Origin of the sequence: Mesorhizobium sp. YL-MeA3-2017 (genome assembly GCF_030814575.1) — a bacterium.
Classification (GTDB): Bacteria; Pseudomonadota; Alphaproteobacteria; order Rhizobiales; family Rhizobiaceae; genus Mesorhizobium; species Mesorhizobium terrae.
On sequence record NZ_JAUSVH010000001.1, the window covers coordinates 191967 to 210141 of the forward strand.

General features: G+C 62.8%; 18 protein-coding genes. 1 reads left to right on the forward strand and 17 read right to left on the reverse strand.

Features of this window, described 5'->3' with window-relative positions; all coding sequences use genetic code 11:
• Nucleotides 1-12: 12 nt before the first annotated feature.
• The 12 genes from QFZ88_RS00785 to QFZ88_RS00840 form a co-directional block, all read right to left on the reverse strand.
• Nucleotides 13-594, reverse strand: coding sequence for a GNAT family N-acetyltransferase (locus tag QFZ88_RS00785; RefSeq protein ID WP_024924059.1), 582 nt, complete (start codon nt 592-594; stop codon nt 13-15).
• Entirely contained in the window at nt 594-1232 is a 639-nt protein-coding gene (locus QFZ88_RS00790; protein WP_024924060.1) for an SGNH/GDSL hydrolase family protein, read from the reverse strand. Before QFZ88_RS00790 ends, QFZ88_RS00785 begins: the two co-directional genes overlap by 1 nt.
• Nucleotides 1233-1250: 18 nt before the next feature.
• Nucleotides 1251-2603, reverse strand: coding sequence for a pyruvate dehydrogenase complex dihydrolipoamide acetyltransferase (locus tag QFZ88_RS00795; protein ID WP_024924061.1), 1353 nt, complete (start codon nt 2601-2603; stop codon nt 1251-1253).
• Nucleotides 2604-2621: 18 nt separating this feature from the next.
• The gene (locus tag QFZ88_RS00800) at nt 2622-4010 is read right to left on the reverse strand and encodes a pyruvate dehydrogenase complex E1 component subunit beta (protein WP_024924062.1); all 1389 of its coding nucleotides are present in this window, start codon (nt 4008-4010) and stop codon (nt 2622-2624) included.
• A gap of 15 nt (nt 4011-4025) precedes the next feature.
• Nucleotides 4026-5066 (reverse strand): pyruvate dehydrogenase (acetyl-transferring) E1 component subunit alpha, encoded by a 1041-nt coding sequence (gene pdhA / locus QFZ88_RS00805; RefSeq protein ID WP_024924063.1) that lies wholly within the window; start codon nt 5064-5066, stop codon nt 4026-4028.
• A gap of 175 nt (nt 5067-5241) precedes the next feature.
• Nucleotides 5242-5565 carry an FtsB family cell division protein gene (locus tag QFZ88_RS00810; protein WP_024924064.1) on the reverse strand — a complete coding sequence of 108 codons (324 nt, stop codon included), beginning with the start codon at nt 5563-5565 and terminating at the stop codon, nt 5242-5244.
• 122 nt (nt 5566-5687) lie between these two features.
• Nucleotides 5688-6962, reverse strand: coding sequence for a phosphopyruvate hydratase (eno, locus tag QFZ88_RS00815; protein ID WP_024924065.1), 1275 nt, complete (start codon nt 6960-6962; stop codon nt 5688-5690).
• A gap of 120 nt (nt 6963-7082) precedes the next feature.
• On the reverse strand, nt 7083-8075 hold the full coding sequence (locus QFZ88_RS00820) for an isopenicillin N synthase family dioxygenase (RefSeq protein ID WP_024924066.1): 993 nt from the start codon (nt 8073-8075) through the stop codon (nt 7083-7085).
• Between the two features lie 97 nt (nt 8076-8172).
• Nucleotides 8173-8376 (reverse strand): dodecin family protein, encoded by a 204-nt coding sequence (locus QFZ88_RS00825; RefSeq protein ID WP_024924067.1) that lies wholly within the window; start codon nt 8374-8376, stop codon nt 8173-8175.
• 94 nt (nt 8377-8470) lie between these two features.
• Nucleotides 8471-9304 carry a 3-deoxy-8-phosphooctulonate synthase gene (gene kdsA, locus QFZ88_RS00830; protein ID WP_024924068.1) on the reverse strand — a complete coding sequence of 278 codons (834 nt, stop codon included), beginning with the start codon at nt 9302-9304 and terminating at the stop codon, nt 8471-8473.
• Complete coding sequence (locus QFZ88_RS00835; RefSeq protein WP_051504901.1) at nt 9301-10203, reverse strand: VOC family protein; 903 nt, start codon at nt 10201-10203, stop codon at nt 9301-9303. Before QFZ88_RS00835 ends, kdsA begins: the two co-directional genes overlap by 4 nt.
• 122 nt (nt 10204-10325) lie before the next feature.
• A complete protein-coding gene (locus tag QFZ88_RS00840) occupies nt 10326-10838 on the reverse strand; it encodes a GNAT family N-acetyltransferase (RefSeq protein ID WP_024924070.1) in 513 nt (170 codons plus the stop codon).
• 186 nt (nt 10839-11024) lie between these two features.
• Here QFZ88_RS00840 and QFZ88_RS00845 point away from each other — a divergent pair, with 186 nt between their 5' ends.
• The gene (locus tag QFZ88_RS00845; protein ID WP_024924071.1) at nt 11025-12473 is read left to right on the forward strand and encodes an NCS1 family nucleobase:cation symporter-1; all 1449 of its coding nucleotides are present in this window, start codon (nt 11025-11027) and stop codon (nt 12471-12473) included.
• Nucleotides 12474-12847: 374 nt separating this feature from the next.
• Here QFZ88_RS00845 and QFZ88_RS00850 read toward each other — a convergent pair whose 3' ends face one another.
• The 5 genes from QFZ88_RS00850 to tpiA form a co-directional block, all read right to left on the reverse strand.
• Nucleotides 12848-13387, reverse strand: a complete 540-nt coding sequence (locus QFZ88_RS00850) for a DUF1697 domain-containing protein (protein ID WP_024924072.1) — start codon at nt 13385-13387, stop codon at nt 12848-12850.
• A gap of 16 nt (nt 13388-13403) precedes the next feature.
• Entirely contained in the window at nt 13404-15041 is a 1638-nt protein-coding gene (locus QFZ88_RS00855) for a CTP synthase (RefSeq protein ID WP_137900708.1), read from the reverse strand.
• Nucleotides 15042-15179: 138 nt separating this feature from the next.
• On the reverse strand, nt 15180-16301 hold the full coding sequence (locus QFZ88_RS00860) for a L,D-transpeptidase (RefSeq protein WP_024924074.1): 1122 nt from the start codon (nt 16299-16301) through the stop codon (nt 15180-15182).
• A 431-nt stretch (nt 16302-16732) separates the two neighbouring features.
• Complete coding sequence (gene secG, locus QFZ88_RS00865; RefSeq protein ID WP_024924075.1) at nt 16733-17209, reverse strand: preprotein translocase subunit SecG; 477 nt, start codon at nt 17207-17209, stop codon at nt 16733-16735.
• Between the two features lie 141 nt (nt 17210-17350).
• Nucleotides 17351-18118 (reverse strand): triose-phosphate isomerase, encoded by a 768-nt coding sequence (gene tpiA, locus QFZ88_RS00870; RefSeq protein WP_024924076.1) that lies wholly within the window; start codon nt 18116-18118, stop codon nt 17351-17353.
• Nucleotides 18119-18175: the final 57 nt, after the last annotated feature.

Consider the following 18175-nt stretch of genomic DNA (forward strand, 5'->3'; position numbering starts at 1 on the left):
CCTGCCTTCTCATCAAGCGGCGCCGCGCGTCAGCAGCACCCAGCCATGTTCTTTGCTGTTGTCTAACAGCGGTACAGCGCGTTTGCGGGCCACTTCCACGAATCCGCGCGACCCGTAGAGGCCGAGCGCCGTCTCGTTGTGGCTTTCGGTGATCAGGCTCATCGGCCTGCCGCCTCCGCGTGCGATTTCGTGGTCGAGAAGCCGCTTGCCGAGCCCCCTGCCGCGATGGTGCCCGTATACGCCAAGACTGTCGAGGAACCAGTGGCCGACCAGCGTTTTCTGCAAGGCCAGGATCGGCTCGATGACCGGATGCGGCGCCTCCGCGTCGACGATCGACGGTTCGATCGGATGACCGATGACGACGCCAGCAACTTCCTCGCCGATCACGGCCAGGCTGGCGTCTTTCCACGCGGCCTGTTCGGTGTCGGAACGCATGAAAGAGCGCCCCTGTTCAAAGGCGGTTTCCTTGGAACCGTCAAGCACCGCCCCGTACCAGAACCACGACGCGAAACCGTGCGAGCTTACATCGACCAGAATAGCGAGCTCGGCGGCATCGCGCTTCTCGGCCCTGCGAATGGTTGTCGCCGCTGCCATCACAACCCCAGCAGCTCACGCACTTTCGGCACCAACGCCGCACCAATCCTGCGGCTGTTGTCGGCGTCGAGATGAACACCGTCGAGCGGTGTCGTTCGTGCCACCGTACCTGCGTCGAAAAAGCCGCAGCCCACTTCCTCGGCGAGCGCCGCATAGAGCGGCGCAAGGTGCTGCGAGGCCTTGTCGCCGCCGGCGAACATTTCCTTGTATTCGGAATTGGTCGTGTGGCTAAGCACCGGAGGCGAAACCAGGAGCACCCGTGGCGGCGGATAGCCCATGCCGTGATCATAGCCGCGTACGATCGAGACCAGTCGCGCCATGCCTTGCCTGGCCGCCAGCGGATTGCCGTGGATCCACGGCTTCATGTCGTTGGCGCCGAGCATGATGATGACGAGATCGAGCGGCGCATGCGTGCCAAGAACCGTTGGCAAAGTGCGAGCGCCGTTCCGATCGGCCTCGGCAAAATTGTCGTCAAAGGCAGTGGTGCGGCCGTTCAGCCCTTCGGCGACGACATGGACATCGGCGCCAAGCTCAGCTTGCAGCACGCTCGGCCAGCGATCTTCGAGCGAATGGCGCCCCGGACCTGAGGCATCGTAGCCCCAGGTCAGGGAATCGCCGTAGCAGAGGATGGTTTTCATGCGGCCCAACCCGGCCGCCTAAACCAACATAGCCATCGGGTTTTCGATGATGCGCTTGAAGGCACCGAGCAGTTCGGCACCCAGCGCACCGTCGACGGCACGGTGGTCGGTCGAAAGGGTAACGGACATCACGGTGGCGATCTTCACTTCGCCGCCCTTGACCACCGCCCGCTCCTCGCCGGCACCCACCGCCAGGATCGTCGCATGCGGCGGATTGATGACGGCGGCAAAGTCCTTGATACCGAACATGCCGAGGTTCGAGACAGCCGTCGTGCCGCCCTGATACTCTTCCGGCTTCAGCTTGCGGTCGCGCGCCCGTTTTGCCAGATCCTTCATCTCGTTGGAGATGACGGACAAGGTCTTTTGATCCGCCTTCCTGACGATCGGCGTGATCAGCCCGCCCGGGATCGACACCGCCACGCCGACATCGGCATGCTTGTGCTTGACCATCGCGGTCTCGGTCCACGAGGCGTTGGCATCGGGCACGGCAACCAGCGCCTGCGCCATCGCCTTGATGATCATGTCGTTGACCGAGAGCTTGTAGGCTGGCACGTCGCCCTTGTCGGTCTTCTTGATCGGGGCGGCGGCATTGAGCTCGGAACGCAGTTTCAACAGCGCATCCAGCTCGCAATCGAGTGTGAGATAGAAATGCGGGATGGTCGACTTCGCCTCGACCAGACGCCGGGCGATGGTCTTCCTCATATTGTCGTGCGGGACGAGATCGTAGGAACCCTGCTCGAACAGTTTCAGCACCGCCTCGTCCGACATCGGCTTGGCAGCCGGTGCACCGCCAACGGCAGGTGCTGCGGCCGGAGCAGGCGCGACCTTGGCCACGCCACCACCGGCAAGCGCCGCCTCGACATCCGCCTTCACCACGCGCCCATGCGGGCCGGAACCGGTGACGGCGGAGACATCGACGCCGGCATCCTTCGCAATGCGACGAGCGAGCGGCGACGCGAAAGTGCGCTCGCCGGCGGCAACAGGTGCCGCCCCATTCGCAACCGGCTTCGGTGCAACTGGCGCTGCCGCAGCGGTTTGAGCTGTCGGAGCTTCGGCCGGCGCTTCCGCCTTGGGCGCCTCCGCCTTGGCGGGTACTGCACCACCCTTGGCGGCGGCACCGGCATCCTCGCCTTCGGCGGCCAGGATGGCGATCACGGCGTTGACCTTTACACCCTCGCTGCCAGCCGGCACAACCAGCTTGGCAACGGTACCTTCATCGACGGCTTCGACTTCCATCGTCGCCTTGTCGGTCTCGATCTCGGCGATCACGTCGCCCGGCGAAACCTTGTCGCCTTCCTTGACCAGCCATTTGGCAAGATTGCCCTCCTCCATGGTGGGCGAGAGGGCCGGCATGGTGATGTTGATCGGCATGTTGTCCTCCCGGCCAGATCAGCGATAGGTGACGGCTTTCACCGCCTCGATCACTTCCGCGACATTAGGCAGCGCCAGCTTCTCGAGATTGGCGGCATAGGGCATAGGCACGTCCTTGCCGGCGACGGTGATGACCGGCGCGTCGAGATAGTCGAAAGCCCGGCGCGACACCTGGTTGGCGATGTAGTCGCCGACCGAGGACTGCGGGAAACCTTCCTCCACCGTGACCAGGCGATTGGTCTTCTTCACCGAGGCGATGATGGTATCGATATCCATCGGGCGGATGGTTCTCAAATCGACGATCTCGGCGTCGATGCCGAGCTTGGCCAGTTCCGCCTCGGCCTTGACCGCGTAGGTCATGCCGATGCCCCATGAAACAATGGTGACGTCCTTGCCCACCTTGTGGATGCGCGCCTTGCCGATCGGCAGAATGAAATCGTCCATTTTCGGCACGTCGAAGGAGTGGCCGTAGAGGATTTCATTTTCCAGGAAGATGACCGGGTTGGGGTCGCGGATCGCTGCCTTGAGCAGCCCCTTGGCGTCGGCCGCCGTATAAGGCTGCACGACCTTGAGGCCGGGAATGTGGCTGTACCAGGCGCCATAGTCCTGGCTGTGCTGGGCCGCCACGCGCGACGCTGCCCCGTTCGGGCCGCGGAACACGATCGGCGCACCCATCTGGCCGCCGGACATATAAAGCGTCTTGGCCGCCGAGTTGATGATCTGGTCGATCGCCTGCATGGCGAAGTTGAAGGTCATGAATTCGACGATCGGCTTGAGGCCCGTCATCGCGGCACCGACCCCGACGCCGGCAAAGCCGTGCTCGGTGATCGGCGTGTCGACCACGCGCTGCGGGCCGAATTCCTGTAGCAGGCCTTGGGTGATCTTATAGGCACCCTGGTATTCGGCGACTTCCTCGCCCATGACGAAGACGTCCGCGTCACGGCGCATTTCCTCGGCCATGGCATCGCGCAAGGCTTCGCGCACGGTGGTGGAAACCATTTCGGTTCCGGCCGGAATATCGGGATCGGCCGCGATCTGCGCTTTCGGCGCCGCGGCGACGGGAGCGGCGGCCAGCTTCTCGGCCGGAGCCGGCGCTGGCTCGGCTACGGCCGGCGCCTCGGCCTTGGCCGGTGCGGCCGCCTTGCCGATATCACCGGCGCTTTCGCCGTCCTGCAACAGCATCGCGATCGGCGTGTTGACCTTGACGCCTTCGGAACCGGCGGCGATCAGGATCTTTCCGAGCGTGCCTTCGTCGACGGCTTCCACTTCCATGGTCGCCTTGTCGGTCTCGATTTCGGCAATGACGTCGCCCGGGGCGACCTTGTCACCCTCGTTTTTCAGCCATTTCGACAGATTGCCCTCTTCCATGGTCGGCGAGAGCGCGGGCATGAGAATTTCGATCGGCATGGTCGCACCCTCCCCTTAGATCGTGATGTCCGTCCAGAGCTCGGACGCATCCGGCTCGGGATCGGTCTGGGCGAAGTCGGCGGCGTCGGCGACGATGTCGCGCACGTCCTTGTCGATGGCCTTGAGATCGTCCTCGCTCGCCCATTTCTTGGCGGCCAGGCGCGCCTTGACCTGTTCGATCGGATCGTGCTCGGAGCGCATCTTCTGCACTTCCTCCTTGCTCCGGTACTTGGCCGGGTCCGACATCGAGTGGCCGCGGTAGCGATAGGTCTGCATTTCGAGGATGATCGGGCCGTTGCCCGCGCGGCACCATTCTGTAGCGAGCTCCCCAGCGGCCTTTACCGCGCGCACATCCATGCCATCGACCTGGATGCCGGGGATGCGGAACGACAGACCGCGCTGCGAGAAGTCGGTCTCGGCCGACGAGCGCGTCACCGAGGTGCCCATGGCATAGCGGTTGTTCTCGATCACATAGATGACCGGCAGCTTCCACAGCGAGGCCATGTTGAAGCTTTCGTAGACCTGGCCCTGATTGGCGGCGCCGTCGCCGAAATAGGTCACCGAGACATTCTTGTTGCCGCGATAGCGGTTGGCGAAGGCGAGGCCCGTGCCCAGCGACACCTGCGCGCCGACGATGCCGTGACCGCCGTAAAAATTCTTTTCCTTGGAGAACATGTGCATGGAGCCGCCCTTGCCCTTGGAGTAGCCTCCACGGCGTCCGGTCAGCTCGGCCATCACACCGCGCGGGCTCATCTCCATGGCCAGCATATGTGCGTGGTCGCGATAGGCGGTGATCATCTGGTCGCCTTCGATCAGCGACATTTTGAGACCAGTGACGACAGCCTCCTGACCGATATAGAGATGGCAGAAGCCGCCGATGAAACCCATGCCGTAGAGCTGGCCGGCCTTTTCTTCAAAGCGGCGCATCAACAGCATCAGGCGGTAGGCGGAGAGTTCCTGCTCCTTTGAAAAGTCTAACGGTTTTGGAGCTGAGAGGTTCGGCAATTTGCCGTCGGATTTGGATTTGGCAGGCGCTTTTCTGGCGGCGGTTGCCATGCTTCACTCCCTGTTGCGTCTCTTCGCGGACACGGGGGAGCAGCTTGCCTCTCCCCACCGATTGGAGAAAAGGCTAACATGCAAGCTGCCGTTCCGCCATGCGGAAAAATGCATGGCTGACATGCACGTAAGCGATTAGAAATATTGAAAATAACCTTGATTAACCGACTTTCGGTTAATTCGATTTCGTCGGCAGCATGATGACGAGCTCGTCGGCGCTCGTCACATTCAGCGTGCGGCGCGCCTGCTCGTCCAGCATATCCTTCTCCAGCGAGCCGTCATGCAGAAGCCGGACCCGCTGCTCGATTTCCATGCGGCGCGCTTTCACCGACGCCAGCTGTTCTTGCAAGCCCGCGACCTGCGCCTGGAGTTTGGCCTTCGAATTGATGCCGAACGCGCCATGATAGGCATGATAGCCGAAATAGCTCAAGAACAGCGCGCACAGGGACGGCACGATCAGCCGTCCGGCATTTGTCTGCTTGTGCTGGCGTGTCCACATCGGCGCGACTCCTCGTCCACCTCTTGTCGCCCGATTGTGCTTAATGGAGGGTTACGGCGAGGCCGCGGATGCAAAAAGGGCGGGCCTCAGGCCCGCCCTTCGTTGAGGCTGGATTTGCCTGATTAGGCTCTGAGGATCGACGTGCCGGCGTAACGTGCCTGCTTGCCGAGCTCTTCCTCGATGCGGATCAGCTGGTTGTACTTGGCGGTGCGGTCCGAACGTGCCAGCGAGCCGGTCTTGATCTGACCGCAATTGGTGGCGACGGCGAGGTCGGCGATGGTCGAATCCTCGGTCTCGCCCGAACGGTGCGACATGACGGCGGTGTAGCTGGCCTTGTGCGCAGTCTCCACCGCATCAAGCGTCTCGGTCAACGAGCCGATCTGGTTGACCTTGACCAGGATCGAGTTGGCGACGCCCATCTTGATGCCATCGCGCAGGCGCGCCGAATTGGTGACGAACAGGTCGTCGCCCACCAGCTGCACCTTCTTGCCGCACAGGTCGGTCAGATACTTCCAGCCTTCCCAATCGTCCTCAGCCATGCCGTCCTCGATCGAGATGATTGGATAGTCGGCGGCGAGCTTGGCGAGATATTTTGCCTGCGCCTTGGGATCGCGGGTCTTCTTCTCGCCTTCATAGACGTAGTTGCCGCCCTTGAAGAACTCCGTCGCAGCGCAATCGAGCGCCAGCGCCACGTCCTGGCCCGGCTTGAAGCCGGCCTTTTCGATCGAGGCCATGACGAAATCGAGCGCGGCCTGGGCGCTCTTCAGGTTCGGTGCGAAACCGCCCTCGTCACCGACATTGGTGTTGTGGCCGGCTTCCTTCAGGCCCTTCTTCAGCGTGTGGAAGATTTCCGAACCCCAACGCACGGCGTCGCGCAGCGTCGGCGCGCCGACGGGCATGATCATGAATTCCTGGAAGTCGATCGGATTGTCGGCATGGGCGCCGCCATTGATGATGTTCATCATCGGCACCGGCAGCACGCGGGCGTTCGGGCCGCCGACATAGCGGTAGAGCGGCAGGCCGGATGCCTCGGCCGCAGCCTTGGCCACGGCGAGCGAGACGCCGAGAATGGCGTTGGCGCCCAGCCGGCTCTTGTTCGGCGTGCCGTCCAGCTCGATCATGGTCTGATCGATCTGGATCTGGTGTTCGGCCTCCATGCCGCCGATCGCCTCGAACAGCTCGCCATTGACGGCCTCGACGGCGCGCTCGACACCCTTGCCGAGATAGCGCGGACCGCCGTCGCGCAACTCCATCGCCTCATGCGCACCGGTGGAGGCACCGGATGGCACTGCGGCACGACCCATCGAACCGTCTTCGAGGACGACATCGACCTCGACCGTCGGATTGCCGCGGCTGTCGAGGATTTCACGGCCAACTATGTCGATGATGGCGGTCATTTGAGGCTCCTGCTTGGGATGAGGACAAAATGCGGGGCTCACCGGCGGGTGACGCTGCGCAAACTCAATAGCCCAAGCCCCGCGAAACGCAACGCGCTAAAAGCCAGTTTTCGGCCTTTGTCAGGCTGCCGGCTTCACCGTCGCGCTGAATTTCCCCATCAGGTAGGGACCGGACTGCACGGGCTGGTAGCGCGGCACCTCTCCCGGCTTCAGGCAGGTATCCAGGCAGGCGATCTCCTGGTGCCAGTTGGGTTGATGGAAGAAGGCGAGCGACTGGCGCCTGGACGATTTGGCCGCACCGACATCGGGATTGACGACACGGTGCAGTGTCGAAACCCAGCGGTCGTTGGTCCACAACGCCATCAGGTCGCCGATGTTGATGACGAAGGCGCCCGCTACCGGCGGCACCTCGCGCCATTCCCCTTCCGGCGTGTAAATTTGCAGGCCGCCCGAACCCGGCTGCGGCAGAAGGATGGTCAGGCTGCCATAGTCGGTATGGGCGCCGGCGCGCAGCTGGCCGACCAGCGGCGGGGTGTCGGTCTCGGGATAGTTCAACGCCCGCAAGGCACTGATCGGCCGATCGATCATCGGCTCGAAATAGTCTTCCCGCAGGTCGAGCGCGACGGCGAAGACGCGCATGATGCGCGCCGCCAGATCTTCCATGGCGGTGTAATAGGCTTTCCACGCTTCGACGAAACCATCCGGCGCATCCGGCCAGATCGTCTCGGCGTAGCAGAAGGACAGCGCCTGCGGATCGGTCAGCCCCTCGGGCACCGAGAGCGGACCGCCATTGAAACTTTCCTTCAAATCCGGCGGCGTGTCAGCACCCTTGGACCTCGCCAGCGCCTCTACGCCGGGACCGAGATAACCATAGGGATAGCCGGGATAGGGCGCCCTCACCTTTTCCTTGGCTTCCGGCGGCCGATCGAAAAAGGCTTTGGCCTTCGACCAGACGGCGTCGATCACCGCCGGCGGTACCGAATGGCCGCTGATTGCGAGAAAGCCGGTTTCCCGGCAGATCGCGTCGACCTCGCGGCCAAGCGCCTTGCGCCCAGCCGTATCCGCCGCCTCGAAACGCGAAAGATCGAAGACCGGAAACGCCGTCGCAACCATTTTCCACTCCCCTCAGATTTTTGTTCTGGTTGGAGCATAACGTTGCGCTTGGCGGCGCTTCAACGAGGAAGCGTTGTTCCAGGCTTGCTGCTTGGGATCACTCGGCGAGGATGAAGGTGACCTTCATGTTGACCCGGTAGGCGACGATCTTGCCGTTCTCGACCACGACCTTCTGGTCCTGGATCCAGGCACCCTCGACATTCTTAAGCGTCTTGGAAGCGCGCTCGACGCCCTTCTCGATGGCGTCCTGGAAGCTCTTCTTGGATGATGCAGTGATCTCGGTAACGCGGGCGACGGACATATCCTACTCCTGACGACGAGCCAATTTGCCGGGCGAGCCTACAACCGGCCGCCAGCGCTCGCAAGCAAGGGTAGTCGATACAGGGTCGCCGCCGTCAGCCCTTGGCGATGCGGTCGAAAGCCATCAGCCGCTCAAGCAGCGCCGGCATGTCCTTGAACGGCACCATGTTCGGCCCGTCCGACGAGGTCGAATTATCGGGGTCCTCATGCGTCTCGACGAAGACACCTGCGACACCCACAGCCACAGCGGCCCGGGCCAGGGTTTCGACGAAACGACGTTCGCCGCCGGAGGTGGCACCCTGCCCGCCCGGCTGCTGCACGGAATGGGTGGCGTCGAAAATCACCGGCGCGCCAATCTCGGCCATGATCGGCAGCGCGCGCATGTCGGAGACCAGCGTGTTGTAACCGAAGGAGGCACCACGCTCCGTCACCAGCACATTGGCGTTGCCCGAACCGGTCACCTTGCTCACGACATTCTTCATGTCCCACGGCGCCAGGAACTGTCCCTTCTTGACGTTGATGACCTTGCCGGTCTTGGCTGCAGCCACCAACAGGTCGGTCTGGCGCGACAGGAACGCCGGGATCTGCAACACGTCAACATGCGGCGCCACGATCGCGCACTGCTCTTCAGTGTGGACGTCGGTGAGGATTGTTACGCCGAGTTCCTTGCGGAGGTCTGAAAAGGCCGGCAATGCTGCCTCGAGACCGGCGCCGCGCGTGCTGGACAGCGAGCTGCGGTTGGCCTTGTCGAAGGAAGATTTATAGACAAAACCGATGCCGAGTTTCTGCGTGAGTTCCTTCAGCTTGCCGGCCATGTCGAAAGCATGCTGGCGCGACTCGAACTGACATGGACCGGCAATCAGCGACAGCGGCGCGTCATTGGCAAACAGTGTCTTGCCGACGGTCACTTTGGCATTGGGTTTGGTCATGTCCGTTCCTCGAAGATGAAGGCTGCACCCTGGCCGTCTGCTTGGGGCACCACAAGCCGGCCATCGCGCAGATGGTGTTTTACATGCGCGGACACAAGCAGACGTTCGGTCGCAACAAGATCGGCGGTCGCGAAGACCACGGCGACGAAACGCAAAGCCGAACGCGCGCCGGCACCAAGACCGAACTTCGCCTCATACTCCGCCCCGTGCATCAACTCGATATCGGCATTGGGCAGAGCCAGCCGACTTTCCGCCACAGCGGCCTTGTTGGGCGCGCCCGCGGCAATAGCGAGCAGCTTGCGCAGCCTCGCCACATCGTCGCTCACCGCCACAACGCCGCGGATTGCAACGGCGCCGTTGGCATGCGCTTGCAGTGCGGCCCGGTCGACCTTGGGGGCATTGACACGCTGGCAGGCGAAGACGAAGGCGTCCGGCGTATCGCGCCCGGAGGCGAAAGCCAGCCGGAATGAAACCGTGTCGCTCTTGCCGGAGCGGTCGGTGAAGGGGCGCGAAAAATCGAGCCTTTCGCCGGCCGAAATATTCGCCTCGACATAGGCACGATGGTCGGCGTCGGCATCTTCGGTACCGAAGACGATGGCCGAAAACCCTTCGGCGCCATGCTCTTCGCGATAGGTGTGGTCGCGGGCGACAAAGACGTTGCCGGCCATGATTGCCTGCGCGGCGACCTCGGCATCACCCACGGCCAACGGCTCGAGAAAGGTGCCGTCAGCCAGGTAAACGCAGCAATTCTCGGTGCCGAAAGGATGTATGCCACGCGGCGCCACGGTGAATCCGAGAGCGGCGAGCCGAGCCTCTGCCGCGCCGAGGCTTTCAGTCGGCAGCACGATATGATCGAGCGGATGGGCTGGTCGGTGCATGTTGGCGGCGGTGTGCATCATTCTGGCTGCCGGTTCAAGCGAAATGGCGGCGCAATCGCGCTCCGGCCGCATTCCCTGCCACGCCCCTGCGTCAACCGCGTGACGTGAACGGTGGAATTGCCCGACGATTGGTAAGTAACAGCCTACGACTGCAGGTCAAAACGCCAGTCGTTGCTGCGCATCAGCTTGCCCGGCGGGTATTCGAAATCATGTTCGCCCATCAGGACAAAACCGAGTTTGCGGCAGATCGCGTTGGAAGCGAAATTATCGGGCGACGGGAAGGCGTGCAGATAACGATGCCGCGCCTCACCGCGCAACACGCCGATCAGCAGGCCGGTCCCCCTGGCAGCGAGGCCACGGCCTTGCAATTCAGGCACGACCGCCCAACCGGTTTCGTAGACTGGCTGATCCTGCCAGGTTTTCCGCCAATAGCCGACCGAGCCGGCGCCTGCCCCATCGAACGATATCTTGAACATCCGGGTTTCGCCTGGAGCGGTGCTCTCCAGGTAGCGCCGGTGGCGATCGGCCAGCTTTTCAGGTGTTTCAGGACCGCCTATGTGCTGCTTTTCCGCTGGCGTATTGCAGCGTTCGAGGATGTCGAAATCCCTGGAAGACCAGGTTTTCAGCGTAACAGTGCCGTCCTGCGCGACAATCATTCAAGCCATCCTCGGCAGTTCTCGACGACTCAACCGCGTGGCCGGCGAGCGCAGAATCGCTAGCCGATAACCCTGTTTCTCGTTGAATATCTTTTTCGGAAAACCCGGCAAATCATTTTCTTCCCCTTACCCAACGTCAGACCTAACCTGCACTACAAAAAAACAAGGTCATGAGAGGGAACAACTATGACCATCAAAGGAGCTTCGCCCGGCCTTTACAATGAGGATCTGGCGCCCGCCAAGGTCCGCAATTGGGGGCCATTCTCGATCTTCAACGTATGGACTTCCGACGTCCACAGTCTGTGGGGATACTATCTGGCCGCCAGTCTGTTCCTTTTTTGCGGCGGCTTTTTCAACTTCATCATCGCCATTGGTATCGGCTCGCTGATCATCTACGCGCTGATGAACCTCGTCGGCTATGCCGGGGTCAAGACCGGCGTGCCCTACCCCGTGCTCGCCCGGGCTTCCTTCGGCATCTGGGGCGCAAACGTGCCGGCGCTGGTGCGCGCCATTGTCGCCTGTTTCTGGTACGGCGCGCAGACGGCCGCCGCCTCCGGTGCCATCGTCGCGCTGCTGATCCGCAACGAAGGCATGCTCGCCTTCCACCAGAACAACCACCTGCTCGGCCACTCAACGCTGGAAGTGATCTGCTTCGTCGTCATCTGGGCGCTGCAGCTGCTTATCATCCAGAAAGGCATGGAGACGGTGCGACGTTTCCAGGACTGGGCCGGACCGGCGGTGTGGATCATGATGCTGATCCTGGCCATCTATCTCTGTGTAAAATCAGGGAAATTCGCCTTCACCAGCGACATCCCGCTCGACGTGCTGCGTGAAAAGACCAAGGACGCCGGTATTCCGGGCGATCCAGGCTCATGGACGGCGCTGTTCGGCGTCGCGGCCATCTGGGTCACCTATTTCTCGGCGCTTTACCTGAATTTCTGTGATTTCGCCCGCTATGCGCCGGACAAGGCGGCGCTGCGCAAGGGCAACATCTGGGGCCTGCCGGTCAACCTGATCCTGTTCTCGCTGGTCGCCGGCGTCACGACCATCGCGGCCTATGATGTCTATGGCGAAGTGCTGCTGCATCCCGACCAGATATCGGCAAAATTCGATAGCTGGTTCCTGGCGCTGCTTGCCGCGCTGACCTTCGCGGTGGCGACGCTCGGCATCAATGTGGTGGCGAACTTCGTCTCGCCGGCCTTTGATTTCTCCAACGTCTTCCCGCGCCAGATCGACTTCAAGAAAGGCGGCTATATCGCTGCCTTGATTGCGCTTATCCTCTATCCCTTCGCACCGTGGGAGGGCAGCGCGGCGAGCTTTGTCGGCATCATCGGCGCTACCATGGGCCCGATCTTCGGGGTGATGATGGTCGACTACTACCTGATCCGAAAAGGCGAGGTCGATGTCGAGGCACTCTACCGCGAGGATGGCGAGTTCCGCTTCCAGGGCGGCTGGCACGTCAACGCCTTCATCGCGGCCGGCATCGGCGCTGTCTTCTCGTCCATCCTGCCCAATTTCACCAACTGGCTGCCGGTATGGTGGGGTGTCTATGGCTGGTTCTTCGGCGTCGCCATTGCCGGGGTCATCTACTACATCTTGCGCTCGGCCTCAGCCGCCGTGCCGGTCAAAGCCTAGGATTTTTGCTCTCCCAACCTCGACGGGCGGAGGCGCGATTGCCGCGTTTTCCGCCCTTTTTCTTGCCGTTTTTCACGACCGCGTCCGGAATGGATATGTCCGGTCCAGGCCTCCGATGTGGACATCGACGCCCGGCCGGGGACGCGGTGAAAAAACTAACGCGTTCGCTTTCAATGATTTGCCGATCAAGGGCCCTGAAACGGCCCGCGGATTTATTCACCTTGAGCCAAATGACTGCAAAATCGGGTCAAACGGTTTCAAAGTCGCGTGCCTTGGCTTCACTTTGGCTGCCCCGAATGCGCAACCGGCGAAACTGGCGCGGCGGCCCCGGCCCTTCTCGCCGAGCACCCTGGATTTCATGTGTAAGTAAAAGATTACGGAGTTAGAATCTCGGCCAATTTGCGCACGGTGTTCCAGTTGCGCGAGGTGCCGATGCCGAGGCGTTTGTGGCCGACGGCGGACAGCAGGCGCGAATTCGGTCGCTCCCGCGAAAACACGATCCAGATGTCGCCGCCGACGATCGCGATCTTCTCGTCCGCTGCCGCATAGGCCTTGAGCGAACCGATTTCGGCCGCCGGCGCCGGTCGGCGCATGACGCGGACCGCAACCTGGTCGGCGGCCTCGAGAGACTCGTTCGGGAACGGGTTGCCGGCGGCCAGCGCCAGCCAGCCGGTTGCGTCGCGCACGATGATGTCGACATGCCGGCCGAAGGTTTTGGGAAAAGCCGCCTCCAGCCGGCTTTCCAGCTCGGCTATCGGCGTTTCGGGTGCATCGAACACCAGATTGCCGCTGGCGGCGAGCGTGCGCAGGTTTGCGAAGCCCAGCCCCTCGGCCATCGCCTTGAGGTCGGCCATCACCACGCGGCGCTGCGGCGTGAGCACGATGGAATAGAGCAGCGCAATATAGGTCCGCACTGCCCTACCCTTATCTTCAGACCAAACGGCTCTGCGCGATCGCCGCCTCGATGAAGGAGGAGAACAGCGGGTGCGGTTCCAGCGGCCGGCTCTTCAATTCCGGATGATACTGGACGCCGATGAACCAGGGATGGTCGGGATATTCGACCGTCTCTGGCAGCACGCCGTCGGGCGACATGCCGGCGAACACCAGCCCGCATTCCTCCAGCCGCTGCTTGTAGTCGATGTTGACTTCGTAGCGGTGGCGGTGGCGTTCGGAAATTTTTGTGTCGCCGTAGATGTCGGAGATCTTCGAGCCGGATTCCAGCCGCGCTTCATAGGCGCCAAGCCGCATCGTGCCGCCGAGGTCGCCGGCGGACTGCCGCTTCTCCAGCATGTTGCCCTTCAGCCACTCGGTCATCAGGCCGACGACCGGCTCCTTGGTCGGGCCGAACTCCGTCGAGGACGCTTTGTCGATGCCGGCCAGCGAGCGGGCCGCCTCGATGCAGGCCATCTGCATGCCGAAGCAGATGCCGAAATACGGCACCTTGCGTTCGCGCGCGAACTTGGCCGCCAGGATCTTGCCTTCCGAACCGCGTTCGCCGAAACCGCCCGGCACCAGAATGCCGTGCACCTTCTCCAGGAACGGAGCCGGGTCTTCCTTCTCGAACACCTCGCTCTCGATCCAGTCGAGCTTGACCTTGACGCGATTGGCAAGACCGCCATGCGACAATGCCTCGATCAACGACTTATAGGCGTCCTTGAGGCCGGTATATTTGCCGACGATGGCGATGGTGACTTCGCCCTCGGGATTGTGGATGCGCTCGGCCACGCCCTGCCAAGGCTCCATGCGCGGCTTCGGCGCCGGCTCGATGCCGAAGGCGGCAAGCACTTCCGTGTCCAGCCCTTCATTGTGATAGGCCATCGGCACATCGTAGATGTGGCCGACATCGAGCGCCTGGATGACGGCCGATTCGCGCACATTGCAGAACAGCGACAGCTTGCGCCGCTCTTCCTTGGGGATCGAGCGGTCGGCGCGCACGAGCAGGATGTCGGGCGCGATGCCGATCGAACGCAGTTCCTTGACCGAATGCTGCGTCGGCTTGGTCTTCAGTTCGCCGGCCGCCGGGATATAGGGCATCAGCGTCAGGTGCACATAGACGGCATTGTTGCGCGGCAGGTCGTTGCCGAGCTGGCGGATCGCCTCCAGGAACGGCATCGCCTCGATGTCGCCCACCGTGCCGCCGATCTCGCACAGCACGAAATCGTAGTCGTCATTGCCATCGAGCACGAAATTCTTGATCTCATCGGTGACGTGCGGAATGACCTGCACGGTCGCGCCCAGATAGTCGCCGCGCCGCTCGCGCTCGATGATGTTCTTGTAGATGCGACCAGTGGTGATGTTGTCGTTGTGATTGGCCGAGCGGTTGGTGAAACGCTCGTAATGGCCGAGATCGAGATCGGTCTCGGCGCCATCGTCAGTCACGAACACTTCGCCATGCTGGTAAGGCGACATCGTGCCGGGGTCTACATTGAGGTAGGGATCGAGTTTTTTGATGCGCGCGCGGTAGCCGCGCGCCTGCAACAGGGCTCCAAGAGCCGCTGCGGCAATGCCTTTTCCAAGGGAAGAAACCACGCCGCCGGTGATGAATACATATCGGGCCATGGGAACCATCGCTTAGCGCGGCTGAATTGATTCCGCCAGTGGAAAAACCGCCGCGCATGGTTTTTCCCGGAGATGAAGGCTGCCGGAACGCAGCCAAAACAAAAGGGCCGGCTGGAGCCGGCCCTTTCGCCAATTGTGTGTACCGCGTTACAGGACGACGACCTTGGTGCCCATCTTGACGCGGTTGTAGAGCTCGATGACGTGGTCGTTGATCATGCGGAAGCAGCCATTGGAGGCGCTGGTGCCGATCGACTGCGGCGCAATCGTGCCGTGGATGCGCAGATGCGTATCCTTCTTGCCGTCATAGAGGTAGATGGCACGGGCGCCGAGCGGGTTCGCACCGCCGCCGGGCATTCCGTCCTTGTACTGGCCGTATTTCTTCGGCTCGCGTTCCTGCATGTCCTTGGTCGGGATCCAGCGCGGCCATTCCTGCTTGTCGCCGACGGTGGTCATGCCCTTGTACTGCAGGCCTTCCTTGCCGACCGCGATGGCGTAGCGGCGAGCCGTGCCCCAGGATTCGACCAGATAGAGCCGGCGCTCTTCGGTGTTGATGACGATGGTACCGGGCTCGTAGCCGGTGAACGCCACTTCCTGCGGTTCGTATTCCGGCTTCACCTTGAACGGCTTCTTGGACTGCTTGCGGTCGAGCGCGGCGTCGAGCGCGCGCGTCTGCGGCAGCATGGACATCGAAGACGAGCCGGCAGCACCGCCGAACAGACCGGCGAACAGGCCGTTGTTGGGACGCGTAGCGGTTTCACCCGGGCGCGGCTCGCTGCGCAGCTCGCCATTGTTGCCGTTTGAAACGACGTCCTGTGCTTCTGGCGTCAGCGGCTCTTCCACGACAGCGGGGATCGGCTGTACCGGCTTTGCGGTTTCAAGTTTCACCAGCTTCTTGGCCGACTTGGCGTCTTCGGCGTCGGCGTCCTGAACGACCGGCTTCTGACCCTTCTTGGTCAGGAATTCCTGACGGGCGGCATCCGCCTTGGCCTTGGCGGCCTCGCGCATGGCCATCTTGCGGGCTTCGAGCACTTTTTCCTTGGCCAGTTCGCGCTCGACCCGGACCTGCTTCTCCAGTTCCTGGATGCGGGCGAGATCGGCCTCGGTCGGCTTCTTTTTCTTCTTGAGCTGTTTCAGCTCGACAGCGGCGCTCTTGGTCTTGGCGATATCCGCCTTGGCTGCCTTGGTATTGGCTGGCGCGGCCGCATAAGCAGGCGCACCAAGGGTGAGCACGGCACAAAGGCCGGCGAGAATGAAACTGCGAAGCCGCATGGCGAGGTTCCGTCCAGAAGAAATGCGTGTTGCCCACGGCAACAGCGGGCGCCCGGAAGGTGCCTCAATTGCCGCAATTTCGCTATAATCGAACAGCCGGCACCTGCTCAAGCGCCAACGGCACACAGATGAGATCGAATCTTCGTGATTGCCGCGCATTTGCCGCGACTGTGTTCAAACGACAACAGATCGCAACATTACTGTGCCAGCGCCGGCGTTGTTTGCCTGGCTATTGTCCAGAATCGGGACGGACAGCCCGCGCCCGTCCCGCGCCAGCACCCTTCCCTGGATTTCCCGAAGGGCCAGCGCCGCGCGTGCCATTCGCCGCCGCAGCGTGGACGAGCAAATAAAAACGCCCGCCGGACCGGTCGGTCCCACGGGCGTTTCTGGATTGGACAACGCGGCCGCTGGAGCGCCGCGCGCCTGTTCGCTTACTGGTTTGGAACCTGCGGCTGCGCCGGCTGTGCCGGGGCGGGAGCGGTGCCAGCCGGAGCGGTGGTCGCCGCGCCATCGCCGGTCGGCGCGGCCGGAGCCGTCGATTGCGGCTTGGCGGCGCCGTCGCCCGAAGCCGGGGCGGCAGTGCCTGCCGGAGCAGCCGGAGTGACCTGGCCCGGAAGCTTGTCGAGAACGCCCTTGCCGCCGGTCTGCTGCGTCACCGGAGCGCGGTCGAGGAAATCGGTCGCCTTGCCGCCGTAACGCGCCGAGATCGACAGGATCAGCGAAGTGGCGAAGAACAGTGCCGCGAGGATCGCCGTCGCGCGGGTCAGCGCGTTGGCGGCACCGCGGGCGGTCATGAAGCCGGAACCGCCGCCGATGCCGAGACCGCCGCCTTCCGAACGCTGCAGAAGCACGACGCCGACAAGCGCGAGCACGATCATGAGATGGACGACGATCAGGACTGTTTGCATTGTCTACCTTGGCAAAGCTGGCTTGGGCGCCAGCGGCGACCGGTGAACAGGTGGCGGCTCTTACAACGCTTTGATGGCATTTCCAAGCCCGGCACCGGAATATGGGGACCGGTGCCGGCTTTGCAACCGAAAAGCACGCCGTCAGAGGTTGCGATAGGCCTCGGCGATGCCAAGGAAATCGGCCGCCTTGAGGCTGGCGCCGCCGACCAGCGCGCCGTCGACATTGGCGACGCCAAGCAGTTCGACCGCGTTGGATGGCTTGACCGAGCCGCCATAAAGAATGCGCATCTTGGCCGCGGCCGCCTGGCCGAGCTTTTCGGCGAGCTTTTCGCGGATATGGGCATGGGCCTCAGCCACATCCGCGGCCGTCGGCGTCAGGCCGGTACCGATCGCCCAGACCGGCTCATAGGCGAGCACCGCATTGGCGGCTGTCGCGCTGGACGGCACCGAACCCGCGACCTGCGTGGACAGAACATCGAGCGTCGCGCCGCTTTCGCGCTGCGCGCGGGTTTCACCGACGCAGATGATGGCGACCAGCCCGGCGCGCCAGGCGGCCTCGGCCTTGGCGTGGACGGTGGCGTCGCTCTCGCCATGGTCGGTGCGGCGCTCGGAATGGCCGACGATGACATGGCTGGCGCCGGCATCCTTCAGCATCTCGGCCGAGACGTCGCCGGTATGGGCGCCGCTCTGATTGGCATGGCAATCCTCGCCGCCGACGTGAACCGGCGTTCCGGAAACCGTTTCGGCGGCGCGCGACAGCAAGGTCGCCGGCACGCAGACCAGCGCGTCGGTCCTGGCGTCGAGCCCGTTGATGAAGCCCTGGCCGATGGAGCGCAGTTCGGGAAGCGAGGCGCTGGTTCCGTTCATCTTCCAGTTGCCTGCCACGAGAGGGCGTATTCCTGGTGTCATTCTTGTGATCTCCGGCCGGTCTGTCGCGGTCTTCCCTACCAAAATCAGGCCACAAAG